A 22,952-nucleotide genomic window follows, 5' to 3' on the forward strand; every position below is an offset into this window, starting at 1 on the left:
GAGGCGCAGAGGAAGTCGGAGGAGAGGATGTCCAAGTTGGAGGAGAAGATGATGGAGTTGGCTGAGGCGCAGAGGAAAACGGAGGAGGCGCAGAGGAAGTCGGAGGAGAGGATGTCCAAGTTGGAGGAGAAGATGATGGAGTTGGCTGAGGCGCAGAGGAAGATGGAAGAGGTCCTTGGGACGTTAACGCGGACCGTTGGCCAGCTCACAGAGGAGATGAGGCAGATGAGGAGGGATATGGAGAGGATGAACAGGACTCTTGATAGCATCGGCAGGAGATGGGGTCTGGATTACGAGGAGCTCATCAGAGGATTCTTCAGCGACTTTGTGAAGCAGGAGGGGTTGGACTTCACTTACGTGAACAAGTTCACCTACAAGGACAGTACCGGGAAATACGGCAAGAAGGGGCTCAAGTACGAGATAGATATTCTGGCCAAGGACGACAAGGTCTATCTGGTTGAGGTGAAATCCTTTGCCGAAGAGGATGACGTGGAGTGGTTCGACAGGAAGAGCGACGTTGTGATAGATGTGCTGGGGATCAAGAATTTCGTGAAGCTGTTCCTTGCGGTTAACACGACTGAGGATACGGTCAAGGTGGCTGAGGAACTGGGTATCAGAATGATTTATGGGGGTATCATTGAGGAGAGGAAGAGGGAGAGCTCTACTGGTAAGACGTGAATTTAAAGATCCCCTTTACCACCTTCCCGATATGACTTTGAATCTCGACCTGAGCAAGATGAGCACAGTGTCGTCATGTTGACGTTTTTAAGGTTCAAGGAGTTCAATGCGAAGACACGAAGCCGTAAATTTTTGCAAGTTTGACGGCACTATGGAGATGAGGAATCATCAAAACTACCGGTGTGCCCTCTCATCACCTGAACCTTACCAGGCGTTCCCCGTCCTCTCAGCTGAGATGGACTTTTAAACTTGAACTTCTTCTTCCCCCTATGAAATTCCCTAAGCTGGTCAAGGCCTATTGCCCCAAGTGCAAGACTCACACTGACCACTCCATTTCCCTTTACAAGGGAGGAAAGAGGAGGGAGCTAGCGGAGGGACAGAGGAGGTACAACAGGAAGAACTTGGGTTACGGGAGCACCAGAAAGCCAGTTCCCAAGAGGTTCGCCAAGGTCACAAAGAAGCAGACCCTCATGTTTAAGTGCCAGAAGTGCGGTTACACCTACTCCAAGCCCGGAATGAGGGTGAAGAAGCTTGAGCTGGTTGAGGTGATCAAATGAGGAAGACCAGGATCCTTATACCGGAGCCCGCCTCCCACTTTGTCCGCGTGAAGTGCACCAACTGCAACAACGAGCAGGTGGTCTACTCCAACTCCACTTTCCCCGCGCGTTGCCTCGCCTGCGGGACCCAGCTCGTGTACCCCAGGGGCGGGAAAGCAAAAATAGTCGGGGAAGTACTAAGACAGCTAGGTTAAAATGATCTACAACAGGCATCCCCTACCCCGCGAGGGGGACATATTAATTGCCACCGTGAAGCAGGTTTTTGATTACGGTAGTTACGTCACCCTGGACGAGTACGGTGGACTTCAGGCCTTCCTTCCCTGGAGCGAGATCAGCACAAGGTGGGTTAAGAACATAAGGGACGTGGTGAAGGAGGGGAGGAAGATTATCGTCAAGGTCATCAGGGTTGACCGCAAGAAGGGATCGGTTGACGTTTCACTCAAGAAGGTCAACGACGACGACAGGAGGAAGAAGAACGCCCAGTGGAAGAGGATACAGAAGACTGACAAGATCCTGGAGATTGTGGCGCAGAAGCTCAAGAAGAGCGAGAGGGAGGCATGGGAACAGGTTGCCTGGAAGCTTGAGGAGAGGTACGGAGACGTTTACGAGGCCCTTCAGAAGGCGTCTAAGGAGGGTGAGAAGGTTCTCCTGGACGCGGGAGTTCCAGAGATCTGGGTGAAACCCATCCTTGAGGAGGCGAGCAAGCACGGGGAGGAGAAGAAGGTTAAGGAGAGCAAGGTGGTGCTGGTGAAGAGCCTGGACCCTGACGGGGTTGAGAAGATAAGGAAGGTGTTTGACCTGGAGGATGAGGGGGACATAAGGATATTCACCATTGGAGCCCCGAGGTACAGGGTGGAGGTCTCTGGTAGCGACCCCAAGGCGGTGGCGCAGAGGCTCGAGGAGGTTGTGCAGAGGATACTGGAGAGGGCAAAGGAGGAGGGCGTGACCGCGGAGGTTGCCAAGTGAGGTTAATCAGGAAGTGCCCAAGGGACGGAGCATACACCCTTCATGAAAAGTGCCCCGCGTGCGGTGCAGAGACTAAGCCGGCCCATCCCCCAAGGTTTTCTCCCGTGGACAGGATGGTTAAGTACAGGATCCTGGCGAGAAGGGGGAAGGTCTGCTAGGAGTTCACCTAGGATGGAACACCTGTGAAGTTAAGGAGCTCTCCTCCCTTCACTTCTTTTAAACTTGGCCCCATATCCTCTCTGGGCTATGAAGAGCGATGGGCGGCTAGACCTGTGATGACACACTGCAGCACCGAGCCCTTTCGTGTCAGTATTTTTGTCCAACAATCAGACTGGGTGGTACTGATGCACCGGAGAATCCCACCACATCAGGGATTGACCACTACGCAGGGTTAGCCAAACTCGAGTTCTGTCATCATGTCACGTATCTTAAGGTCTAGGGAATTCGGTTGGAAGTTACCACGTCATTAGACCAGTTTACACAAGTTTGACAACTCTATGAACTTGAGATATCCTGGACCTTCACCACAAGATTCTCTAAGCACTCATCACACGCGACAGGTGCTATACCTCAACTGCGAAGCTCTTTTACTTCTGGGGGTAGAAGTTACTTCGGGGGGTAGAAGTGCTATTCGATCCAGCACCAAAGGAGGATAGGAGGGACCTCTTTGACAGGGAGAGTGAGCTGGAGAAACTGAAAGCACTCTCTTCGCCCATAGCCCTGACCCTTGGTTTGAGAAGGACTGGGAAATCCTCGCTAATAAGGATAGCCCTCAAGGAATTATCGTTCCCAAGCATATACCTGGATCTTAGAAGATTTGACCGCAAGGTCTACATCTCCTACAGGGACTTCCTCCAGGAAGTGCAGAGGGAGGTCAACAGGCTGACCAGAGCTGATAACTCCCTGCTAAATTTCCTCAAACATGTACAGGGGGTTTCAATTCTGGGAAACGAGGTGAGGTTCAAGTGGGGCAAGGACGAGAGGCTCTCCCTCTCCTCCCTTCTGGAGGGGCTAGAGGGATGGGCCGAGGAACGTGATACGAGGGTTATCCTTGCCATGGATGAGGCCCAGGAACTCAGGAGGCTGAGAGGAGCTAACCTTTTGCCCTCCCTTGCCTATTCATACGATAACCTGAGGAACGTGAGGTTCATCCTGGGAGGCTCCGAGATGGGGCTACTTTATGACTACCTGAGAGTTGAAGATCCAAGTGGCCCTCTTTACGGTAGGGCCTTCCTTGAGGTGAAGTTAAGCCCCTTCTCCAGGGAGGAGGCAATAGGGTTCCTGAGGAGGGGATTTCAGGAGCACTCTGTCCCCTTTGATAAACATGAGATGGTTTATGAGAGAATCGGAGGAATACCGGGGTGGCTAACCTACTTCGGTTACTATTACATGCAGGAGAGGGATCTGAACGCGTCGTTGCAGAGAGCTCTCGAAACTGCGAAAAGGCTGATAAGGCAGGAGTTTGAGAACTTTCTAAGGGATAAGAGCCTGGCAAGGGAGAGATACCTTACGGTGATGAGGGTTATATCCAGATGTGCGTCGTGGAGCGAGGTGAAGAACGCCTTGGAGGCCAGGGAGGGCGTGGAGATAAGCGATTCGGAAATTTCCAACTTCTTGAGGCAGTTAATGAGGGCATCGTGGATAGTGAAGGAGAACGGGAGATATTGTCCGGCTGAGCCGTTAGTGGGAATCACCTTCTCAGGCTAAATGGGGACAGCGTGAACGTGGGGGTAGAGAAGGAGGGTAAAAGTTCGGAGAGCAGTTGTGTCAGTAACCGTCCAGGCTTCAGCCTCATGAGCTTTTCTTATGCTCCTGGAAAACCCTTTGGGCAATTTCGTATACATACCTAGCAGATTCCAGCGCTTTCCTGCAATAGCTCTCGTCGTATAGCTCATCGGGTGGAATTCCCTCCTCCTCGTCACCGTAAAAGGAGGGGGACCTCTCCAGACTTAACCACCTGGAAATAAAGGAGATGTTCTCCACCTCTTTCTGTAGCCATGAGGGGAGTCTGTCTTTATTCCTGAGCAACTCCCTGGCAGGTTCGTGCATCTTTGGAACCTCCATCCCCAACAGCCTCAGCATTGACTTCACGCTAAGCTCCACCGCTTCCTGTGACGTTCTCACACAGAACGCGTAGTCTCTGTCCTCCTCAAGTGCGAGTTCGGCGTACTTCAATCTGAGCCTAGCCTCTCTCAGGTACCCCTCAGCGAGGTCCGCACTATTCAAGGGTGTAGACCTCCCCCGGCTTAACCTTCCTGAAGATGACGTAGTGCCTTCTCCCTTCCTTCACCCTCTCCGCTCCCAGTTCCTCCAGCCTCTTCCTCACCCTCTCAAATACCTGCTTCATGACGTCTCCCCTGTCGTAAAGTATCAGGGCATCGAATGCTACGTCTATGTAGAGGGCCCTGAACCTTGTGGCGGACTTCAAGTCTAGATAGATGGGCATCACCACTCCCTCATATCCCCTCTCCCTTAACTCCCTGTATAGGGTGTCCTCCAGGATCCTGTCAACCTCCACGATCCTGGTGACCACAGCGTACCTGTCCTCTATCGTGTCCAAGACCACCAGGAGATCGATGTCGCTCTCCCTCCTCTGCTCTCCCCTGGCGTAGGAGCCGAACAGCACCACGGATACCAGCTTATCACCGTAAACCTTCTTGAAGGCGTCAACTATTGAATTCCAATTCATGAAATTAAATGAACTCACGGGATTAAATACGTTTTCAGCGTTGAGCGTCACGTTCTGACAGGGCTAAGTGCTAGGGATGTGTGGCGAGAGGGTTGCTCTCATTTCGCGTTCTAGACCACTCTCCCATGAACTTTCTCGTGCTGGCGTTACCTAGACAAGGCTCCTTTACATTTTCTTCAAATGTTTACATCATCCTCGTTTCAACCACCATCACGGAACCATTGTTTGAAAGTTTTCCACAATAGAGATTTAAATCCTTTCATCATGTGACGTAGAGGAACGCCCGGAGGACTACTCTTGGATATCTCCGCCCAAAGGTGAAGTCTGTGCCAAAGATCTTGACCAACTTCTTGCGAGATCGTCACTCACGTAATTCCTGGATGCATAATCACTTTTGAGAGAGTTTGCCGTGAACTGCCCCACCCTTACGGATGGGGCTTCTTGGTTCATTGACCATGCTCGATTCCCTCTCACCCACAGCGGAGGTTAAGCAGAATGGAACCCATCCTTGACACCCCGTGTAGCAGGAGGGTTAAGGAGACATCGGTCTCCGCAAGCTTGACTTCGGGCTGTTCCATCCCTAGGTGGCCATCCCACGGCTATTACCGCACGATGGTGTTTAGCAGGCCATAGTGGATTTTACATATATTATCATCATCTTTGGGCTATTCACTCCTACCTCACGGATGGAGTCTTCCACCTCCTTAACCCCCCAAAGAGATAAATCTTTGCATGATGAGACATTATGGGGATAGTGCAGTCCTTAAACAAGTGTTAAATTGAATGAAGTCCTACCGGGATCGTCCATGGATGGATCAGGGGTAGGTCTCTCTCAATGTCTGCTTCTTGTCCCAGTCTGTCACGCTCCTTGAGCTTCATGTGCTCTCCGGATAGCCTGAGTGCGACATCACACGAGTTCCTTAATTGCGTAATAGGTGGCCAGGTTGTCCTGTACTGCCACCCCAACGCTCTTAAAGATGGATGGCCTTTCCACCCTGATTCCCTTAACCAGTATCTCCCCAAGCTCCAGCACCTTTGCACCCAGTGCACCACTCCTGGCTGGCTGAATGTAATCCCCGCTCTCCCTGGAAACCGCCTCAAGGGAGTCAACAATGTATGTCCTAGCCCTCCTGATCGCGTCGTCATCAAGTTCCCTTGCATCGGGAGTGTGAGCCCCTATGCTGGCCACGTGAAACCCATCCTTCAGGAGACTGCCCTTCACCACGGGAGAGGTGGAGGAAGTGGTTGCGAAGATCACATCTGCCTCCCTGAGGAGGGTATCCAACTCCACCGCCTCCGCCCCTGTCCTCCTGGCAAGCTCCACGTGACTCTTCCTGGCAGTCACGAGAACCCTTGAGGGGGAGAGGTAGCCCTGAGCCATCCTTATGTGAAACTCGGCCTCCTGACCTGCACCTATCACCCCCAGAACGCCCACCTTCCTTCCCACGGCAATTTCCGTGGACAGGACTGAGGTGGCGGAGGTCCTCAGTGCGGTCAGCATTGCGCCCGGCAGGACGGCGAGGGGTTCTGCCGTGTCTGGGGAAAGGGCCAAAACTGCACCGTTCACAGATGGAAGGCCCCTCTCCCTGTTACCTGGTATCACTGCAACCACCTTCACGGTGAAGAGGTACTTGGTTCTGCAGGGCATCACCCCCCACCAGTCCCCGTTCTGTGTGACCACTGTCCTCTGCGGAGAGATCACCTCTCCCCTCCATAGAAGGGAGAATGCCTCCTTCATTGCAGAGACCGCCTTCTCGGGGGGTAGAAGGTTCAGGAGATCCTGATCAGTGAGAACTTTCATGGATCTCGATAGATCAGGGAAGTTAAAAAGGAAATTGATGGAGCTTTCTCCTCGTTAGAGGTTCTCAAGGTATCTGGAAAGGACGGAGATCAGGGCCTTATCCTGAGCTGGGGTGAGATTTCCCCCGAAGTAGAACAGGTCGGCCTCGGCATATCCCCTGTGCACTATGATAATTGTGGTCTTGTTCCCGTTAATTGTTTGCGTGTAATTGGAGCTCACCACGTTCTGTAACTGGAGCACCACCACGTAGAGGTGATATCCTGTACCGTTTACGTACTCCACAAGCCCTGACTTGACCTGAGAGGGGAGATAAATGCCTATCCCAAGGAGGGCCAGGGTAGTGTTGAGGGTGTTCCCGGATTGCTGGTGAATGATAACGTTTCCATTAACCAGTTTGAAGGTTCCGCTGGTGGGAAGTATCTCACCTGGACCGAAGGTGGAGTTTATGAAGGTTTGATTGAGTGGAAGAGGTGGCGAGCTCTGGTGAAGGAAGAGGACGAGCAACGCTACTACTATCACCAAGGCAACACCGACTGGAATCAGCAACCTCTTCATAGGGGTTCAATAGAAGGGGTGTATTAAACGTTTTTCAGGATGACACGTGCATATCAGGGAACATGAATACTTATCCAACGAGGGCTTTCAGCAAGGTATCATGAAAAAAGTGGTGCGTCAGTGCCTTCAACTTGAATGCATAACCAAGCTCGCAGGCGCACGCATCAGGGCCCTCACCTGTTCATCCTGTTGAATATCCTTTCCAGAGTAGTTGCAACCTGTCCCGCAGTCGGTCTCCTGCCGGGATCCGGATTAATCATGGCCTTTATCACGTTGGCCAGTTCCGGGTCCACTCCCGACAGACTCAAGCTAGCGTAAAATCTCTGGTACTCCCTGGATGCCTGATCCAGCATGGAACTGAAGTTACCCCTGTTCAGGTATTCATCCACTGCTCCATCCATGAGCTTCACCACCTCAGGAGGGTTAAGGATTTGCCCGGTGAGCATCTTGTACCCTGTGGCGCCAAGGGCGTAAATGTCCATCTTGGGGTTTGCCCCACTCCTCAAAAGGAGGGCCTGTACCTGATCCACTGGACAGTACTCAGCTGTGTACTGGTCCAGAACAGCACCGATCTTCTTGGACGCGCCCAGGTCACCGAGCTTCGCCTTCACCCTTCCCGTTATCAGGTTTCCCATCACCTCATCACCGCTCCTTCCGGGCGGAGAGGAGAAGAAGATGTTCTTTGTCTTCACGTCCAGGTGGACATATCCTTCGCTGTGGACCACGTTTAGTGCCCTGGCTACCCTCATGAGGATGAAGGTCACAATCCTTTCCCACTTCTCGGAGTAGAACACTGCCTGCTCCTTCAGGAGCGAATCCACGTCTCCGCCTCCCATGAACTCCATCACCATGGCCGGGGGAGACTTGAGGTAAACCTCAACCTTACCGGAAAGGATCTCAGTTATCGCTGTCCTGTCCACAAAAATACCGTACAGGGTTACCATATCCTCGGTCTTGGTGGAGATCTCCTGCAGTTTTGAGGATTCCCCAGCCATATCAGCGAAGGTGGTCTTGCTCAGCCTGGTCCTCTCTCCCAGGGAGGCAGGAGAAATGAAGGGAATCTTTATGGCGTAGGACTGACCCCCTCTCTCAGCCAGAAGCACGTAGGCCGTACCGCCCTTGCCCACAACCTTCTTCACCTGATAACCGTAAATTTCCCTGTTGACCCACACTGAGGGATCCCACTGACTTAGAGGGGGTAAGTTCAATTTCTCCTGCTGGGGAGGGGCGGTTGCAGGGGATATTATTCTCCTGGCCGTTTCCCTGGTTTTCTCGCTGGTCCCCTTGGCCAGGACGAGACCTGCCAGCTTCTCGGCGTTCTCCCTGTCCCTCTTCTCCAGGGTCAGAAGGAGCGGATCCACGTTGTTTGGAAGATTTCCAGAGGAGAGGATGCACTGAACGAAACCCTTCAGATCCTGGCAGGAACCGTAGTCGACGTTGTAGTTGGAAATTAACCAGAGGAGAACAGTGCAGTTCTTATCCCTTGAGAACTGACAGGCCAGGGAACTGGGAGAGATTCCCAGGGAGTTGAGGAAGCTCACGTACCTCTTGGCGGTACTATATCTCTTGAGCTTCACTGACTCCACAAGCCTGGCCTTAACCTTATCAGGGTCGGTCAATCCCCTGGGTATAACTGATCCTCCAGCCCCTGTCAAGAGGAGGGAAAGGAGCGCATAACCTGGGGAGAGCAAGAAAAGGAGTGCCCCGAGGGCCAGAGAGGCGGTGGAGGTGAAGAGACCCAGGGGAACTGGATTAACCCTGAATCTGGGAAAGAGACTGATGGGGATGAGAACCAGCGATGCCCCGGCCAGTACCAAGAGCGAGGTAGAGAAACCTCCTCCCAGGGTGTAACTGAAGGCCAAGAGCCATAGGGAACCCAGCACAGGGATTGAGGGATATGTTAATCCCACTGACCTCAGGGCCTGATAGGGCTTTGTGTCCGGGGAGTAGCTCAGCATGAGGAGCCCTGCAAGGCCCATGGAGGAGAGGAACACGGAGATCAATCCTGTACTGGAGTGAAGTTCAGAGATAAGGGTGTCCGGTATTACTGAGAGGTTTCCTCCACTCAACGAGACCAGGAGGGAAATGAACTGATTTCCCAGGAAGAGATAGGAGATCAGGGGTAATACGACGATTATGTAAAGGAGGAAGGAGAAAACGAAGGTCTTCCATCTACCCCTGTGTGTGAAGAGAACTATTGACGCGATGAGGAGGATAAGTGCGGTAAGGAAAGAGAGTGCGTACCCCGTAACCGTTCCCAGCTCTCCGCCCTGTTTCTCAAGGTTAAGCGCTATCAGGGTCAACCCGAGCCAGAGCGAGGTGGCTAGGCCGTACGCCTTCATGCTGTGTTTGAGAACAGATGCCAGAGAGATGAAGAGGATAAATAACAAGGGTAACCCAGCCGTCAAAAGCGGGGTTATCCCATTCAGATTCACTCCTGCGCCTCTATAAAAATAGAGAAAGGCAATGGCCAATGCCTCCAAGGACCCAGCAATCTTTAAGGCGGATGACCATTTTGCCAGCAAGCCATAACTAAATTTCATCCTTGGAATCTAGAATTTTCAGAGGTAATAAAGGTTGAGAGTATAACCATACGTGACGCGTCTCTCATGTAGACAGCTGAAACTCGTGATAGGTATCAAAATCCTGGCCATTTCATGACAGGAGCTTGAGAGTACTGTGCCTAGTTTACTGTTTGATACCAAAGGAATACTAGGATGAGAGTTCAGGATCATCTACAAAATTCGACGAGGCCTGCTGAATGGTGGATAACTGGGTTAAGATAACTGGGGAACAAAAGCTTTAAATGAACGTGGGGTCGATTTTAAGACAACAAGGATAGAGGGCCCGTAGCTTAGCCAGGTTAGAGCGCCCGGCTGATAACTTCTGTCAGAGACCGGGAGGTCGAGGGTTCAAATCCCTCCGGGCCCACTTTCTTCTAGGGTTTGTACATTTTCCTTAAAGTATCAAGGAGGCTCGTTGCTATCAGGATAGCTTCCCTGGCTTCTTCCGTCACAGACCTATCGTCGTAATCCGCTTTCTCCCTGAGCGTGTAAAGGTGCAGGAAATCCTCAGCCTCAGAACTGAATCCCATATGCTTCAGTACATTTGCGAGTTTGTCATCACAGCGTGGAACCTCAACCTTCATTTTCTCAAGGATGGACTCCAGTTCCCTCCTCACAGAGAAGTACAGCGCTGATACCGCCTTGTTCAGGTTTTGTATTTGAATATCCTTTCTAGCTTCATTTAGCAGTACTTCCGATTTCTTCGAATTCATGAATTAAGTCCTCCTCCCCTTCCTCAACGAGGTAGTAACTAATTGTGCAGTTGTATCTATCGTTGACTAGGAGAGCAGACCTGGCCACGAGTCTCCTCACCTGTTCGTCGATTTTCTTCACCACAACCAGCACGTTGCTGTCCCGATGGTATCTGTTTCCCAGGAAAATGAGCCTTGTCGTGTTGTCCTTGACTCTTTTGCTGAATTCCCTGAAGGCCTCTTGGCAATCACTGATCGCGATCTCCTCCCTGTTCTTGAACAGGTTTATGGTCTCCGTATCCTTCTCCTCTGTGAGGTAGTAACTAATTGTGCAGTTGTATCTATCGTTGACTAGGAGAGCAGACCTGGCCACGAGTCTCCTCACCTGTTCATCGATTTTCTTCACCACGACCAGCACGTTGCTGTCCCTAATCCAAGAATCCTCATCCAGTCCTAAGATCATGACAAGGTTAGGTCCAAGCGATTCTATTAGCAGGGTTGAGAACTCGTGAAGGGCCAGATTCCACTCGTTATTGAGAAGCCTGTACACTGATTAATAATGGAACAAAGGGATAAAAAACAAGAGGTAGATCTATCCCTTTCAGGCTTTCCTCATACTTTGAAAGGACATATCAAGGAGAGGAAAATTAACACGAAAGTATATCGGTGTACGAGACTTTTCCTATTCGAGGTAACCGTTCGGTGATGATTCCATGATTAGCCTCATGTCATGGTAGATAGAACCACCGCTGAGCCCAGCTTCCAAGAAATCACACAGACGAAAGCAGTCCATTCTATTTTCTTTCCACCTTACACGGTTCAACGTAACCGGCGAGCCAGAGGGAAAAGGCCTTTTTTAGACTCAGTATCACGTAATCTCCCTGCCTCAGTTCAATCCCATCCATCTTCATGCCACTCTTCACCTCACACAGAACCTTGCCATCTCTGTTTACATACGCACCGGTGAGATAGTTAACGTAGAAACTCCTCATTTTATCCACCACCTCATTTTGCCATGAGTCGAAGCTGTCCCTAATCTCCCTGTTTTCAACCACCTTGATGAGCCTCATCTCGAACAGGGACTCCGCTATCTCGGAATAGATCTTCAGCTCGGCCTCATGTATCTTGTCCCTGTACTTATATCTCAACCTCTTGAAGGTGGAGATTATCTGCTCCACGTCAGTTCCCGGTATACTCTGCGGATCCTCCCCCTTCAACTCCTTTGACAGAAACTCATCTAACGTAATAGGTCACCTCACCCAGGCCCTTGAGATAGGCGAAAACCGCATATCCGGCCTCCATGGATATGGGCTCTCCCTTATTCAGATGAAATTGCCTGTCAACGAGGAGGAAGTCCCCCGTAATGAAGGGAAGCAACACGGCCTTCCCTGAGAAGGGAGAAAGGGATATATCGTAAAGGAACTCATTCATCTCCTTGACCATGAGGGAACTCTTCCCGTGAATTGAGCCGGGAATCCTCACCAGCCTGTGAACGTCCACCGTGACCTGTTCATCCACCTCAACCCCGCCCTCCTGCCTTCCTGCCCATCCGGGGTCTCCCTCAACCCCCCTGAAGGGAACCTGGTCTCTCATCACATATCTTACGATCTCCTTCCTGTCCTCCGAATCCATGAGCGCGCAATCCCCACTGCACTCCACCAGTACGTGAAACCCCCTGTTCCCTGAGAAGAAGATCCTGGGTTTCATATCAAAATCCTCCTTCAATATCCTGGAAAGGAGCACGGCCTGATCCCACGTCCTCTTAAGGCACTCCACCGAGATCTCCATGTACTCCCTAGCCTCCACATCGTGATCGGGACACCTCTCGCCCATGACCTCCCTCCCGCACACGGGGCAGAAGGTCATCCTTCTGGGCTCGCACAGGTGATCAGCGTCCAGATCAAACTGGAGATCCGATCCCATCCATCCCTTCTCCTCCATATCCCTGGCTGAGGGTCTCTGGTACTTGGCGGAGGAGTAAAACACGTGACCTGGAACCTCCCTCAATAGCATTTCCCTCAGTTCCTGAGCCGTCCCGAAGGAGAGATGCCTGACGTAACTGCCCCCCGAGAGGGGTTGAAAGGCGAATTCCCTCAACTCCATATCGAAGGGGAGGTACAACTCGGCCCTCTCGTAGTATCCCCTTATCAGGGACTTGACTATCCTATTCTGCCCTAGGGGCAATATAGAAGTCACCGTAACCCTCCTGAGGTAACTCGAACCTCAACTTTATGGGCAACTGGGAACCGAACATGAGCTCCACTATGTCGGAGGAGTTCCTCATCTTTGCGGTCTTAACCAGGTAATCCACCCCGTAAGTTCCCTTCGCATCTGCCCCCGTTGCCTCAAGCAGGGTTCCGGTCTCCTCCGACAGTTCCACCCTGGAACTTCCCACGTCTCCCTCAACCGAGATCACCAGCTTTCCTCCCTCCGCCGACAGGGTCAGGGCATCCCCCAGGTCTCCCAGTATTTGCATTACATTGGCGAAGGTTGAGGTGAGCATCTTGGCCTTGAACGAGAACTCCAGCTTGATTGTTGGCAGGTTCGGCTCCTCACCCGTGAGAATTGGGAGATAGAAGGTCCTCTCAAAGTCCCCATCTAAGGTTATCATGAGCTTATCCTCGCTTGACTGGAAGGTGAGGCTATCGTTCTTCTTAACGTTCTTGAGAGAGGAAATTATCTCCTCTAGCTTCACAGTGACGATCTCCTTCTCTCCGCTCTCGAACTCGTGGAAGTAGGCCTGGGGCACGAAGATGTCTATGAGCGCTACCCTAGCTGGATCTACACCGCTGAGCCTAACCCCTTCCTTGGTTCCAATTAACGCGATCTCAGGCATGAACTCGCCTATGGTCCTGAAGATGGTTGCGATGGAATTAGCGTCAATAACCTTGAATTTCATGGATGAATCATTTAGGATTCAGGTTAAAAAAGAAGAGGTCCCTATCACAGCCTGCTGTTGTTCTCCTCCGTGGCGTAATCCTCTCCCCCTGCCAGAACCCTCTGCAATTCAGCATACAGCTCGTCAAATCCCTGCCTGCTGGGAGCGGACACAGGTATAGGGGGTACCTCAAGGCTCTCCACGAGGGTTCTGACCAGTTCAAAGGAGTAGTCATCTATAACTCCCAGGCTATCCAAGATACCCTCGCCCTGACCCCACTCCATCAGGTTGCTCAGTTCCTGTTTGGAGATCAGGTCGATCTTGGAGAGGACATTCAGCTGCGGAATTCCCAGCCTGAACCTAACCGAGCTGGAAAGGAGGAGAAGAGACACGTAACTTCTGGCGTCTCTGGCCAGAAAGGAATCTAGGAGGAATACGTTCACGCTCTTGTTATCCCCCACCAGAAGGGAGGAGAACGTTCTCCCGGTATCCCTGTACGCAAAGAGCTCAACCTGACCTGGAGTATCCACGAGGACGTAGTTGGCCTCTATGTTGCCCATATCGCTCTTAATCTCGGTCGCCTTAGTGAGGAGGAGATCAATGGAGACTATGAGAGAGGAATTGGGACCCAGCCCATATCTCTCCATTACCTCCATCGCGTCCACGTACTCCCTCACGTCAAAATCAGGAGTGTAGGGCAATCTCTCCACAGCTGGATCCATGTTGACCACTGCGACGTCCATCTCCTGGTCCAAGAGGTATTCTTGGAATTCCTTCACAATGGTCGTCTTTCCTGAGCCAGCAGTTCCTGTGAAGAACACGTAATACATGGGCTTACGTCGTCGCTTAACCTTTAAAACTTCACCCTTACATTCAATACAATGATCATTGTAGGAGGTACTGCGACCAACGGAATTGACGAGAGGCTGTCCAAGTTACTGGGAGCCAGGCTGGTCAAGGTTGAACACAAGGTTTTCCCTGATGGAGAGTCCTACGTCAGGATCCCCTCCTCGCTTTCCGGTGAGGACGTGGTCCTGGTGCAGACAACCCAGCCGCCCCAGGACAAGAACCTCATGGAGCTCTTCCTGATGGTGGAGGCCCTGAGGGATATAGGCGCGTCAAGGATAACTGCAGTAGTTCCCTACATTGCCTACTCGAGGCAGGACAGAAGATTCCTGGATGGGGAGGCAATCAGCATAAAGACAGTGCTCAACCTGCTTCGTTCCCTCGGAGTGTCAACGTTGGTCACAGTGGAGCCCCATCATCAGGAATCTCTCGCCTATTTCGAGGGAGAGGTGAAGGTTGTGGATCCCATCCCCTCCCTGGCCAGGGAAGTGAAGAAGTTCGTTAAAAATCCCTTCGTGCTGGGGCCTGACAGGGGGGCCATGGGAAGGGCCGAAAGGCTGGCCAGGGAACTGGGGTGCAGGTTCTCGTTCCTGGAAAAGGAGAGGGATAGACACACGGGGGAGATCAGAGTTAGATCCAGTAACCTGGGCTCCCTCAAGGGTTACGACGTGGTGCTTGTGGATGACATAATCAGCACCGGTGGCACGATGGTTGAGGCCAGCAAGATAGCGCAGTCTCTGGGGGCAGAGAGCGTGAGCGCAGTGGGCGTTCATCTCCTCCTGGTGAATGGGGCATACGCCAGGCTAAAGGAAGCCGGGATCAGAGAAATTATGGGGGTTAACACGGTAGTTCCAAGTGAAAGGGTTAGCCTGGTGGACATATCCGATCAAATCGCCGTGAGGTTATGAAATACGCTAAGCTCAGCAACGACGAAGTCTTCGCCTCCATGGCCGAACTCAGGGCACTTGTTGGAGATGAGGTCCACTTCCTTACGGGAGTTGGACTCTACGAGGGCGACACGAAGGGAGTTGCGAGGCGTTCATCCACAATAAAGGTCGTGGGAGAGGTACTGGTAATATCCCACGATCCCCGGGAGATAAACGAAAGGCTGAGGGGAAATTGCTTCTCAGTCTATCCTGACGTCATACTGGGAAGGGAGAAGGAGAGGTTTCGCGTCCTTTACCTGGAGTCCATCCAGGGCGTTAAGACCTCCAGGTCATGTCAAAAACTTGACCTCGTCTTCACGGATGGTGTACTCCTGGCAGGAATCAGGGAGGAGGAGAGGGACAGCAAAAGCTTGATTGAGCACTCGAGGAAGCCCTTCTCCCAGTCAGGAACCATGGACCCCTACACCTCCAGGCTCATGGTGAACTTAGCCAGGCCCAGGAGGGTTCTGGATCCCTTCACGGGACTTGGTTCGATACTCATTGAGGCTGAATGGCTGGGATACAGGGCAGTGGGACTCGACGTGGACCTGAAGATGTTGAGCAAGGCTAAGGTTAACCTGGAGTATTTCGGTTACTCCTGTGACCTGATCCAGGGATCGGCCACAGCCCTTCCCTATTCGGGAAGGTTCTCCGTGGTTACTGATCCTCCATACGGCAGGTCCAGTAACGCGAAGGGGATGAAACTGGTGGAACTGTATCAGGGTTTCCTCTCGGAGGTTGCTGAACTGCTGGAGGGAAGACTGGTCTTCGCCACCGATTCCAATGTAGACTGGAGAGATGTCATAAGGTCTGCCGGGCTTAGACCCATGTACACTCACTTCCTTTATCAGCACAAGAGCCTGTCCAGGGCCATATACGTGGTGGAGAAGTAGGACCGGGCCTTCTCCTCAACCTTTTTACCCGTTAGGTCTTCATGTTCGTGGAGCTTAAGGGTATGATGAGGGTTTACTTTATCGGGACAGGTGGGGGAGCGCCATCCAAGAGAGGTCTTCCCGCTTACCTGGTGAGGAGGGATGGTTTCTCCGTACTCATGGACTGCGGTGAGGGGACGCAGATTACCATGATAAGGAACTCCCTGAATATAATGAACGTGAACGTGATCGCCATAACCCACCTGCACGCTGACCACGTGCTGGGTTTACCCTCACTCATCCAGACCATGGGTATGTATGACAGGAGGGAGAAACTGTATATCCTGGGACCTGAGGGACTCAAGGACCTCCTCAATGAAACCTTTGAGAGGACATACTTCGCGCCCAGTTTCCCCATAGAGTTCGTCTCCAGTTACGAGAGTCCAAGTATTACAGTGAGACCATTTAAGACCTGTCACGTGGTTCCCTCCCAGGGTTACCTGGTGGAGGAGAAGGACACTGCAAACCTTGACGCAGAGAGGTTGAGAAGGGAGGGTGTAAACGACTGGAGGGTGATGAGGGCGCTTAAAGAGGGGAAGGAGGTTGCGTGGGAGGGCAGAGTTCTAAAGCCTGAGGACTATCTAGTCGTGAAGAGAGGGATCAGGATAGGCTACACGGGTGATACCAGGCCCTGCGAAAGCGTGATCAACTCAGTCAAGGGAGTGGACCTTCTCCTTCACGATTCCACCTTTGAGCATGGAGTTGATGCCTCGGAATATGGGCACTCAACCTCGACCCAAGCTGCCACTGTGGCCAGGGAAGCAGGGGTGAAGAGACTGGCCCTCATTCACATAAGTTCCAGGTATAGAGACACCTCAGAGATGCTGAAGCAGGCCAGGAGGATTTTCCCCATGTCCTTTATCCCGGACGATCTCTCCTTCCTCAGTCTTCGGGCATAGGATTGTCCCAGAGAGGCCTTCCCCTTGAGGTCCTAGGAGCCAGCCAGTCCACTACTGCCTCCAAATCCCTGTGAAACACGGTATAGGTTATGGGGCCCAGGGGTGACTCACTCTCGCTGTCCACAAAGGTGATCTTTCCAACGTATGCTGCCTGCTTGTGAATCATGAACTGCAACCTGTCACCCTCCACTCCCCTCCTCAGGTATTTACGGGCAGCGTCCAGTATCCTCTCCTCCCTCAGAGCCCTGTGAAACTTTGATAAACTTGACAAGGTATCCGACTCGGCAACAAACAGTCTGTATTTCCCTTCCTCAACCCTGCTGGTCTTGAAGGAGAAGAAGTTCGCCACAGCCACCTTAACCTTATCCTCATCCTCCGATGGTCTGATCTCCGCAGTGACCACTATCCTGGTCAAGATATCTTCCCCAGAGCTTCCAGTGCTCTCCTCCTGAATTCCTCTTCCGTGGAATCGTTCACTATCATCACATCCGCCAACGCTATAACTCCACCGACACCTAACGCTATCTCCTCCAGGTCTCTTCTCCTCAAGTCCTCTTCCCTCAAGGAGTCGTCAGCTCTCATCCTCCTCTTTAACCTTTCATACCTGAGCGCAGGCGGGGAGTGAACCGCCACGATCACGGGGTTTCCAAGCCTGGTGAACTCCTCAACCTCGGCCAGATTCCTCACACCGTCAAACACAACCTTTTCCTCCCTTCCCTTCAGCTCCTCTATACTTAACCTAGCAACTATCCCCTCTCCATAAATCTCCCTTAACCTCTTCGCGTACTCCATGAGCCTCTCCCCGTGTCTCGCCTCCTTCTCGAACCTCTTCCTCACAGAGTCCCCCATCACTATCACCGCGTAACCCTTTTCCTTGAGTATGGAGGAAAGGAGGGACTTTCCAGAACCGGGCATGCCTGTGATTAGAAGGACTTTAATTGGAGACCACCTTTCCTTAGGATTGAGGGGTTAAAAAACGTGAGGCTATTTATAGGGATTCCCGTTTACGATGAGCCCTGGCTGAGGGAAGCTCTTGGTATGGTGGAGAGGACAGGGGCAGACGTTAAGCTGGTTGAACCTCAAAACGTTCACATTACCTTGGCATTCCTGGGAGAGGTGGGAGAGGACAGGGTCGACCTGGTGAAGGAGAGTCTGGATGAGGTTAAGTTCACCGCCTTTAGGGTTGCGTTCAGGGGATTGGGAGCCTTTCCAAGCGTGTCCAGACCCAGAGTGGTATGGGTGGGGATAACCGAGGGATTCAATGAGCTCAAAAGGATCAGGACGTCACTGATGAAGTCTCTGACTTCTAGGAGAATTAGGGTGGAGGAGGAACAGTTCGTTCCCCACCTAACCCTGGGAAGAGTGAAGGGACCCAGAGGAGTACTGGAGCTAGCCAAGCTCGTGGAGGAGATGTCCGACAGACAGTTCGGTGAACAGGAAGTCAAGGAGATAGTTCTGTTCAAGAGTACCTTAACCCCCAGGGGACCTATTTACGAACCTCTTCATAAAAACACGGCTTGACGGGATCGATCTTGGAGATACTGGAGAAAGTCCTAAGGAGGGTGAAGCCGGGACCAGAGGACGCCAATCAAATTCAGAATGCAGTTAACCTGGTGCTGTCGAGACTCAAGGATCTGGACGCTGAGGTTCACGGTTCCTTCAGAAAGGGGACGTGGTTAAAGGGAGACACCGACGTGGATCTCTTCGTGTTCTACCCCAAGAGCGTCGGGAAGGAGTATCTAGCTAAGGAAGCTTTGAGGGAAATCCTAGAGAGGCTTCAAGGGCTGAGAACCAGACTGGCCTACGCTGAGCATCCTTACGTCATTGTGGAAGTGGATGGGGTAGAGGTGGACGTGGTTCCTGCCCTTCGAGTGGAGAGCGGTGATCAGGCCATCACTGCAGTGGACAGAACTCCCTTTCACACCAGGTACGTGACCAGCAGACTGAGCGAGGAGGGAAGGGACCAGGTGAGGCTCTTGAAGAGGTTCCTCAAGGGGATCGGGGTTTATGGGGCTGAAATCAAAGTTATGGGCTTCTCGGGATATGTTGCCGAGCTACTTGTCATATATTACGGTTCTTTCCTAGACGTAATGAGGGGTGCCTCCGCGTGGAAGCCTGGCACCGAGATAGTGCTGGAAAAGGAGACCAGGAAGTTTGATTCACCCTTGATTATCCCGGACCCCGTTGATCCCAAGAGGAACGCCGCTGCCGCAGTGTCCCTGAGAAGTTTAGCCACGATGACCATAGCCTCCAGAGCCTTCCTCCATGCTCCCTCGCTGGACTTCTTCTATCCGCCCCCTCCAGGGGATCAGCAGGTTCTAGGGGAGGTTCTGGTCACGGAGCTCCAGCTCACGGAGCCCTACGTTGATGACGTCCTCTGGGGACAGATAAGAAAGAGCGTGGAGAAGATGAAGAGCGCCCTCACCAGCGCGGGTTTCAGGGTCGTGGATGTGGGGTGGTGTCAGGATGAAAAGGTCAGGCTCATGGTACAGTTGGAGTCCACGAGCATAGGCGACTACTACCTGGGACAGGGACCTCCCTTTTACCTGGAGAGTTCCGCCGAGTTTCTCCTTTCCAACAGGCACGTCTGGGTGGGAGATGATGGTAGACTCTACGCCCTGAGGAAGAGGAAGGAGATTGATCCCGAGAGGATAATTCTCAACTCCATATCTCTCAAGTATAAGTACTCGGTAAGACAGTATAGACTCACGGAGGCCAGTGACGATTGCACGAGAGCTTTCTTAAGGAAAAGGCCACTCTGGTTGAAATAGGTAAGTTTGTGTTTCCTTCCTATTCCCCCGAGATTGAGGAAGAACTGGTCTCCTCAGGAATAACAAGGGCCTACTCCTTCGGGGGAACGACCCTGGGGAGATACAGGGTTCTGGGCAAGGGAAAGACCGGAGTCGTGGTTCTCACCGAGGATGGCCTAGCCCTGAAGATCAGGAGGACTGATTCCCCGAAGGAGAGCCTGGAACTTGAGGCGAGACTGCAGATGAGGGCAGAGAAATCAGCTCCCAGGGTGGTGAAGTTCGGAAGGAACTTCATCCTCATGGAGTACGTCCGCGGGAGACATCTGGATTATGTGGAGAGCAGGGATGTCATGGTTGACCTTCTGATGAGGGCCTGGTACCTGGAGAGGGTCAACCTGGAACATAGGGAACTGGTTCATCCCTGGAAAAACGTGATCGTAACGGAGAGCAGAACCTACATCCTTGACTACGACTCGGTCTCCGTTAAGGAGAGAGCGTTCAACGTGAACAAGATCCTGAACGCCTTCGGACTCCATGAACTTGCGAGGGCGTACAAGAAGGGTGAAATTGAACTGGATGAGGTCCTCAAAAGGATCTAGATCTCTTCTCTCTCAGTTTGATCTGAACGTCGTCCACCGATGGAGAGCCCAGCCTTTTCCCACACTTGGGGCATTTCCCTCCATAAATTGAGCTTATCTCAGACGGAGTTCTCACCCCGTAAAAGTCTTGTCCTACCTTTTCGAAACTATAAAGAACATGATTGCACCCCCTGCACTTGTAAACTACTGCCAAAATTTTCCACCTATCCCTCTCTATATTTGTTAATGTTCTTAAAGTATGGGCACGTGATACCGGGGGGAAAGTTCCTTATTTCAATCTATCATTACCGTAGAATACACAGAGAGAGTCGATTGAAAGTTTTGGGTATTACTAGGAGATTGATTTATAAGCGTGGCAAGTCGCAGATAAGTTGGGGGCCGTAGTCTAGCTTGGCTAGGATGCCAGCCTGGGGATAACTCCCTAACCACCAGAGCGCTGGTGGTCCCGGGTTCAAATCCCGGCGGCCCCACCTTCAGACTTATTCTCCCATACTCAGGTGAGGATTTTAGACTTTCTCCGCGTTACGTTTAGGTAGCGATGGGCGTTGTACTTTCTCGACTTAGGGAAGAGTCGCCTGCATTTCACACTGAAGGGAAAAGGGTTTCAAAGTTTTGGGATATAAAACTGTGAGTGATCCCAGACTTGAAGAATATCAAAGTGAGACACGTGCACATCTAGATAATGTAATCACCTCAACCTCAACCCTAGAATCTTTATAACCACGAGCAGAACCAGCCCGGCCAGGATCATCACGGCGGAGGCCGAGATGGCCACCTGTGGCCCGTAGTAGCCATAGTAGTTATAGATCTGTATTGAGGCCGGCGAGACTCCGTTGAAGGGCTGACCCAGAACATAATAGGCAATGATGGCTATGGAGCCAAACTCGCTTAACGCTCTAGACATACTGGTCAGCGCAGATAGTACAACTCCCCTGAGAGACTCGGGCAGAACCACGTATGCGAAGGTTCTGAGAGGCCCTGCCCCCAGGCTCATGGCGTAGTTTTCGTAGGATCTGGGCAGGGCGTCAAAGTAGGATCTCATTCCCCTGACGTAGATGGGCGCCGAGACTATGACGAGAGCAGCCACCAATCCCTGAAAGGTATCAAAGAAGTTTATCCCAAGGGTCTGGAGGAACCTGCCCACAGGAGAGTAACTGGCGTCCAGAAACACGAGGGCAACTCCCACTATGGGATGGGGAATTGAAGCTGGGACATCAGCCAGCGTGTCCACCACCGGATCCCTCCCTCTGGACAGATAGTATGCCAGTGGAGTGAAGACAATCACGTCTATGACCGCGGCTGTAATGGAGGAGAGCAAGGAGAGTTCCACTCCCTCCAGGAAGGAGGAAGAGAACGCCTGGGGGGATCTGATCGCGAATCCCTCCACCAGGATATAGAGGACTGGAACCGAAAGAAGAAGTGCAGAAAAAATTGAAATTACCTTTATCCAGTTCAAAGCGTACCTCCTTCAACCAGTTTACCCTGAGAGAGTAAAGAGGCTATCTGGGGAGGAACGGCTGTGGAGTTGAAGAGGATGGCCGGTGATAGGGGGAGCAACCCGAACTTGCTCAGGGACTGGGAATTCTCTATTAGGTACGTGACGAACTGAAGAGCCTCCTCCTGATTATTGGCGTTCTTGGGAACCGTTATGAAGAGGTAAATTGGAGAGCCGTGAACTGGACCGGTGGACAGGTTGTACTCGAACTTGGAGTATAGACTTGAGTAGCTCGGATCTCCCTGGTTAATCTGGTTGGGCAGTTGTATATACTCCAGTCCCTTGGCTATCGCGGCAGACTTGTAAATGAAGAGGAAGTTTATCTGTCCTGCCTCCAGGGGTGACACAAGCTCCGCAGCGTTGGATGCCGTCACGTTACCCTTGTTGCTCAACATCTCGTTATAGAACAGGAAGGTGTTGTTGGCGTACTCGTATCCAGCTAACTCCAGGGTTATCCAGGCCCTGAAGCCCGCAGGGTCCGTGTTGGGGTCGGATATGCCAACCTTAACCTTACCGCTGCTCAAAACCTGGAAGAAGTCGTACCACGCCGAGGTATTCCCCGCCTCAGCCTCCTTGGCATAGTTAAGTGCCTGCTGTGCATATGGGTTATTGATACTGGTGTTGGTGTAGGCTATGGTTAACTGATCTGCAACGAAGGCTATGGCCCACCCAGACGAGTAATTTCCTAGATATAAGGGCGATGCCGCGGACAGGGCCACTGGAAGGAAGACGCTAACCTGTGCGTTGGGTCCCTCAGAGGCTATCTCCCTGGCGAGGCCGAAGGATCCTCCTCCCTTGGGAGTGGGCACAGTTATTCCGGTAGCGTTCTGGAAGGAAGAGCCCAGGAACTGGGCTTCCGCTGTGTACGCGTCAGCCACCCATATGTAGAGGGGAGTCTTGGTGGACGTTGTGGTGGTACTCGTGGTACTCGTATTGGTGGTTGGGGTAGTCACGTGCTTGGGCATCCCAATCTCCACATAGGCTAAAACACCGACTACAATTATTACCAAAACTACTATACCAATAACTAAACCCTTGTTCAAGGCTATCGAGACAAGTAAGATATTGCTATATATAAATATTTTCCAACTTACATATTAAGATTAAATGGTTAAAACCTAGTAA

At 52.0% G+C, this 22,952-nt stretch carries 28 protein-coding genes and 2 tRNA genes; 14 read left to right on the forward strand and 16 right to left on the reverse strand.

Translation table 11 applies throughout. The annotated features are described in order from the left end of the window. The 6 genes from L3N51_RS05115 to L3N51_RS05140 form a co-directional block, all read left to right on the forward strand. On the forward strand, nucleotides 1-678 hold a 678-nt coding region (locus L3N51_RS05115; RefSeq protein ID WP_238025889.1), incomplete at its 5' end, for a DUF3782 domain-containing protein. A 269-nt stretch (nucleotides 679-947) separates the two neighbouring features. Beyond that, a complete protein-coding gene (locus L3N51_RS05120) occupies nucleotides 948-1,235 on the forward strand; it encodes a 50S ribosomal protein L44e (RefSeq protein WP_238025890.1) in 288 nt (95 codons plus the stop codon). After that, nucleotides 1,232-1,429 carry a 30S ribosomal protein S27e gene (locus L3N51_RS05125; RefSeq protein WP_238025891.1) on the forward strand — a complete coding sequence of 66 codons (198 nt, stop codon included), beginning with the start codon at nucleotides 1,232-1,234 and terminating at the stop codon, nucleotides 1,427-1,429. Before L3N51_RS05120 ends, L3N51_RS05125 begins: the two co-directional genes overlap by 4 nt. A gap of 1 nt (nucleotide 1,430) precedes the next feature. Beyond that, nucleotides 1,431-2,201 (forward strand): translation initiation factor IF-2 subunit alpha, encoded by a 771-nt coding sequence (locus L3N51_RS05130; protein ID WP_238025892.1) that lies wholly within the window; start codon nucleotides 1,431-1,433, stop codon nucleotides 2,199-2,201. Beyond that, a complete protein-coding gene (locus L3N51_RS05135) occupies nucleotides 2,198-2,359 on the forward strand; it encodes an RNA-protein complex protein Nop10 (protein ID WP_238025894.1) in 162 nt (53 codons plus the stop codon). The genes L3N51_RS05130 and L3N51_RS05135 overlap by 4 nt, the downstream gene beginning before the upstream one ends. Before the next feature lie 466 nt (nucleotides 2,360-2,825). Then, nucleotides 2,826-3,908: an AAA family ATPase gene (locus tag L3N51_RS05140; protein WP_238025896.1), complete on the forward strand. Its 1,083-nt coding sequence runs from the start codon at nucleotides 2,826-2,828 to the stop codon at nucleotides 3,906-3,908. Between the two features lie 84 nt (nucleotides 3,909-3,992). Here L3N51_RS05140 and L3N51_RS05145 read toward each other — a convergent pair whose 3' ends face one another. From L3N51_RS05145 to L3N51_RS05165, 5 genes are all read right to left on the reverse strand, one after another. Continuing rightward, entirely contained in the window at nucleotides 3,993-4,427 is a 435-nt protein-coding gene (locus tag L3N51_RS05145) for a HEPN domain-containing protein (protein ID WP_238025898.1), read from the reverse strand. Next, nucleotides 4,420-4,890 (reverse strand): nucleotidyltransferase domain-containing protein, encoded by a 471-nt coding sequence (locus L3N51_RS05150; RefSeq protein WP_238025899.1) that lies wholly within the window; start codon nucleotides 4,888-4,890, stop codon nucleotides 4,420-4,422. The genes L3N51_RS05145 and L3N51_RS05150 overlap by 8 nt, the downstream gene beginning before the upstream one ends. A 907-nt stretch (nucleotides 4,891-5,797) precedes the next feature. Next, nucleotides 5,798-6,691 carry an ornithine cyclodeaminase family protein gene (locus L3N51_RS05155; RefSeq protein WP_238025900.1) on the reverse strand — a complete coding sequence of 298 codons (894 nt, stop codon included), beginning with the start codon at nucleotides 6,689-6,691 and terminating at the stop codon, nucleotides 5,798-5,800. Between the two features lie 54 nt (nucleotides 6,692-6,745). Continuing rightward, on the reverse strand, nucleotides 6,746-7,246 hold the full coding sequence (locus L3N51_RS05160) for a hypothetical protein (protein ID WP_238025901.1): 501 nt from the start codon (nucleotides 7,244-7,246) through the stop codon (nucleotides 6,746-6,748). A 173-nt stretch (nucleotides 7,247-7,419) separates the two neighbouring features. Further along, a complete protein-coding gene (locus L3N51_RS05165) occupies nucleotides 7,420-9,789 on the reverse strand; it encodes a protein kinase domain-containing protein (RefSeq protein ID WP_238025903.1) in 2,370 nt (789 codons plus the stop codon). Between the two features lie 300 nt (nucleotides 9,790-10,089). Between L3N51_RS05165 and L3N51_RS05170 the strand changes: the two genes are divergently transcribed. Then, nucleotides 10,090-10,177, forward strand: a tRNA-Ile gene (locus tag L3N51_RS05170). 7 nt (nucleotides 10,178-10,184) lie between these two features. Here L3N51_RS05170 and L3N51_RS05175 read toward each other — a convergent pair. The 6 genes from L3N51_RS05175 to L3N51_RS05200 form a co-directional block, all read right to left on the reverse strand. Then, nucleotides 10,185-10,523: a HEPN domain-containing protein gene (locus L3N51_RS05175; protein WP_238025905.1), complete on the reverse strand. Its 339-nt coding sequence runs from the start codon at nucleotides 10,521-10,523 to the stop codon at nucleotides 10,185-10,187. Further along, the gene (locus tag L3N51_RS05180; RefSeq protein WP_238025907.1) at nucleotides 10,489-11,052 is read right to left on the reverse strand and encodes a hypothetical protein; all 564 of its coding nucleotides are present in this window, start codon (nucleotides 11,050-11,052) and stop codon (nucleotides 10,489-10,491) included. The genes L3N51_RS05175 and L3N51_RS05180 overlap by 35 nt, the downstream gene beginning before the upstream one ends. 244 nt (nucleotides 11,053-11,296) lie before the next feature. After that, nucleotides 11,297-11,719: a hypothetical protein gene (locus L3N51_RS05185; RefSeq protein WP_238025909.1), complete on the reverse strand. Its 423-nt coding sequence runs from the start codon at nucleotides 11,717-11,719 to the stop codon at nucleotides 11,297-11,299. 16 nt (nucleotides 11,720-11,735) lie between these two features. Then, the gene (gene priS / locus L3N51_RS05190) at nucleotides 11,736-12,698 is read right to left on the reverse strand and encodes a DNA primase small subunit PriS (RefSeq protein ID WP_238025910.1); all 963 of its coding nucleotides are present in this window, start codon (nucleotides 12,696-12,698) and stop codon (nucleotides 11,736-11,738) included. Next, complete coding sequence (locus L3N51_RS05195) at nucleotides 12,667-13,401, reverse strand: DNA polymerase sliding clamp (protein ID WP_238025911.1); 735 nt, start codon at nucleotides 13,399-13,401, stop codon at nucleotides 12,667-12,669. The genes priS and L3N51_RS05195 overlap by 32 nt, the downstream gene beginning before the upstream one ends. Nucleotides 13,402-13,445: 44 nt before the next feature. After that, nucleotides 13,446-14,210: an ATP/GTP-binding protein gene (locus L3N51_RS05200; protein ID WP_238025912.1), complete on the reverse strand. Its 765-nt coding sequence runs from the start codon at nucleotides 14,208-14,210 to the stop codon at nucleotides 13,446-13,448. Between the two features lie 51 nt (nucleotides 14,211-14,261). On the opposite strand from L3N51_RS05200, the gene prs reads away from it, so the two are divergent. From prs to rnz, 3 genes are all read left to right on the forward strand, one after another. Next, a complete protein-coding gene (prs, locus tag L3N51_RS05205) occupies nucleotides 14,262-15,134 on the forward strand; it encodes a ribose-phosphate diphosphokinase (RefSeq protein WP_238025913.1) in 873 nt (290 codons plus the stop codon). Beyond that, nucleotides 15,131-16,045 carry a TRM11 family SAM-dependent methyltransferase gene (locus L3N51_RS05210; RefSeq protein WP_238025914.1) on the forward strand — a complete coding sequence of 305 codons (915 nt, stop codon included), beginning with the start codon at nucleotides 15,131-15,133 and terminating at the stop codon, nucleotides 16,043-16,045. Before prs ends, L3N51_RS05210 begins: the two co-directional genes overlap by 4 nt. A 62-nt stretch (nucleotides 16,046-16,107) precedes the next feature. Further along, nucleotides 16,108-16,983 carry a ribonuclease Z gene (rnz, locus tag L3N51_RS05215; protein ID WP_238026062.1) on the forward strand — a complete coding sequence of 292 codons (876 nt, stop codon included), beginning with the start codon at nucleotides 16,108-16,110 and terminating at the stop codon, nucleotides 16,981-16,983. Here the strand turns inward: rnz and L3N51_RS05220 are convergent. Both L3N51_RS05220 and L3N51_RS05225 read right to left on the reverse strand, forming a co-directional pair. Further along, the gene (locus L3N51_RS05220; RefSeq protein ID WP_238025915.1) at nucleotides 16,967-17,398 is read right to left on the reverse strand and encodes an RNA-binding domain-containing protein; all 432 of its coding nucleotides are present in this window, start codon (nucleotides 17,396-17,398) and stop codon (nucleotides 16,967-16,969) included. The genes rnz and L3N51_RS05220 overlap by 17 nt on opposite strands. After that, nucleotides 17,395-17,922 (reverse strand): AAA family ATPase, encoded by a 528-nt coding sequence (locus L3N51_RS05225; RefSeq protein ID WP_287690518.1) that lies wholly within the window; start codon nucleotides 17,920-17,922, stop codon nucleotides 17,395-17,397. The genes L3N51_RS05220 and L3N51_RS05225 overlap by 4 nt, the downstream gene beginning before the upstream one ends. 39 nt (nucleotides 17,923-17,961) lie before the next feature. Here L3N51_RS05225 and thpR point away from each other — a divergent pair, with 39 nt between their 5' ends. The 3 genes from thpR to L3N51_RS05240 are packed head-to-tail and all read left to right on the forward strand — an operon-like array spanning nucleotide 17,962 to nucleotide 20,332. Next, nucleotides 17,962-18,504 carry an RNA 2',3'-cyclic phosphodiesterase gene (gene thpR, locus L3N51_RS05230; protein ID WP_238025918.1) on the forward strand — a complete coding sequence of 181 codons (543 nt, stop codon included), beginning with the start codon at nucleotides 17,962-17,964 and terminating at the stop codon, nucleotides 18,502-18,504. An 11-nt stretch (nucleotides 18,505-18,515) separates the two neighbouring features. Then, on the forward strand, nucleotides 18,516-19,754 hold the full coding sequence (cca, locus tag L3N51_RS05235; protein ID WP_238025919.1) for a CCA tRNA nucleotidyltransferase: 1,239 nt from the start codon (nucleotides 18,516-18,518) through the stop codon (nucleotides 19,752-19,754). Beyond that, the gene (locus tag L3N51_RS05240; RefSeq protein WP_238026063.1) at nucleotides 19,742-20,332 is read left to right on the forward strand and encodes a serine/threonine protein kinase; all 591 of its coding nucleotides are present in this window, start codon (nucleotides 19,742-19,744) and stop codon (nucleotides 20,330-20,332) included. Before cca ends, L3N51_RS05240 begins: the two co-directional genes overlap by 13 nt. Here L3N51_RS05240 and L3N51_RS05245 read toward each other — a convergent pair. Next, nucleotides 20,319-20,525: a hypothetical protein gene (locus L3N51_RS05245; protein WP_238025920.1), complete on the reverse strand. Its 207-nt coding sequence runs from the start codon at nucleotides 20,523-20,525 to the stop codon at nucleotides 20,319-20,321. The genes L3N51_RS05240 and L3N51_RS05245 overlap by 14 nt on opposite strands. A 181-nt stretch (nucleotides 20,526-20,706) precedes the next feature. On the opposite strand from L3N51_RS05245, the gene L3N51_RS05250 reads away from it, so the two are divergent. Beyond that, nucleotides 20,707-20,802: transfer RNA gene (locus L3N51_RS05250), tRNA-Pro, on the forward strand. Between the two features lie 218 nt (nucleotides 20,803-21,020). Here L3N51_RS05250 and L3N51_RS05255 read toward each other — a convergent pair. Next, a complete protein-coding gene (locus tag L3N51_RS05255; protein ID WP_238025921.1) occupies nucleotides 21,021-21,788 on the reverse strand; it encodes an ABC transporter permease in 768 nt (255 codons plus the stop codon). Continuing rightward, entirely contained in the window at nucleotides 21,785-22,870 is a 1,086-nt protein-coding gene (locus L3N51_RS05260; protein WP_238025922.1) for an extracellular solute-binding protein, read from the reverse strand. Before L3N51_RS05260 ends, L3N51_RS05255 begins: the two co-directional genes overlap by 4 nt. Nucleotides 22,871-22,952 lie beyond the last annotated feature (82 nt).

This window comes from Metallosphaera javensis (ex Hofmann et al. 2022) (assembly GCF_022064045.1).
GTDB classification, from domain to species: domain Archaea; phylum Thermoproteota; class Thermoprotei_A; order Sulfolobales; family Sulfolobaceae; genus Metallosphaera; species Metallosphaera javensis.

Bases quoted from the DNA above. Each gene is read 5' to 3' on its own strand.
- prs (WP_238025913.1), top strand. From the start codon at position 14,262: ATGATCATTGTAGGAGGTACTGCGACCAACGGAATTGACGAGAGGCTG.
- L3N51_RS05150 (WP_238025899.1), bottom strand. From the start codon at position 4,890: ATGAATTGGAATTCAATAGTTGACGCCTTCAAGAAGGTTTACGGTGAT.
- L3N51_RS05120 (WP_238025890.1), top strand. From the start codon at position 948: ATGAAATTCCCTAAGCTGGTCAAGGCCTATTGCCCCAAGTGCAAGACT.
- L3N51_RS05210 (WP_238025914.1), top strand. From the start codon at position 15,131: ATGAAATACGCTAAGCTCAGCAACGACGAAGTCTTCGCCTCCATGGCC.
- rnz (WP_238026062.1), top strand. From the start codon at position 16,108: ATGATGAGGGTTTACTTTATCGGGACAGGTGGGGGAGCGCCATCCAAG.
- L3N51_RS05165 (WP_238025903.1), bottom strand. From the start codon at position 9,789: ATGAAATTTAGTTATGGCTTGCTGGCAAAATGGTCATCCGCCTTAAAG.
- L3N51_RS05155 (WP_238025900.1), bottom strand. From the start codon at position 6,691: ATGAAAGTTCTCACTGATCAGGATCTCCTGAACCTTCTACCCCCCGAG.
- L3N51_RS05195 (WP_238025911.1), bottom strand. From the start codon at position 13,401: ATGAAATTCAAGGTTATTGACGCTAATTCCATCGCAACCATCTTCAGG.
- L3N51_RS05160 (WP_238025901.1), bottom strand. From the start codon at position 7,246: ATGAAGAGGTTGCTGATTCCAGTCGGTGTTGCCTTGGTGATAGTAGTA.
- L3N51_RS05130 (WP_238025892.1), top strand. From the start codon at position 1,431: ATGATCTACAACAGGCATCCCCTACCCCGCGAGGGGGACATATTAATT.
- L3N51_RS05125 (WP_238025891.1), top strand. From the start codon at position 1,232: ATGAGGAAGACCAGGATCCTTATACCGGAGCCCGCCTCCCACTTTGTC.
- L3N51_RS05175 (WP_238025905.1), bottom strand. From the start codon at position 10,523: ATGAATTCGAAGAAATCGGAAGTACTGCTAAATGAAGCTAGAAAGGAT.
- L3N51_RS05200 (WP_238025912.1), bottom strand. From the start codon at position 14,210: ATGTATTACGTGTTCTTCACAGGAACTGCTGGCTCAGGAAAGACGACC.